This window comes from Domibacillus sp. 8LH, from assembly GCF_038806185.1.
Classification (GTDB): domain Bacteria; phylum Bacillota; class Bacilli; order Bacillales; family Domibacillaceae; genus Domibacillus; species Domibacillus indicus_A.
On record NZ_JAVJNG010000163.1, the window covers coordinates 1 to 267 of the forward strand.

Annotated in this window: 1 protein-coding gene; it reads right to left on the bottom strand. The window is 55.1% G+C overall.

Annotated features, from left to right (window positions below):
* Positions 1-95 precede the first annotated feature (95 nt).
* Entirely contained in the window at positions 96-257 is a 162-nt protein-coding gene (locus RG959_RS25345) for an HAD family hydrolase (RefSeq protein WP_369335205.1), read from the bottom strand.
* Positions 258-267 lie beyond the last annotated feature (10 nt).

Sequence of the window (267 nt, forward strand, 5' to 3'; positions counted from 1 at the left end):
GGTAAGAAACGTCCATTGGCACCGTCACGTCATGTCGGGCGGGCAAATGTTTCCATTCGCCAAAACCCTGTTAATTTATACAGAACAATTGATGATTATATCAGCGTCGTGAGGGATGCCAACCGTGAAATTTCCACGTGCGGCAGAAGACGACTATCCGGGGTAGTCATCAGATCGGCATTTTCCGGCTTGATCCAGCAGGCCTGCATGCCGCAGCGGATCGCCCCGGCGACGTCCGTGGTCAGGTCGTCGCCCACGTGCAGGATC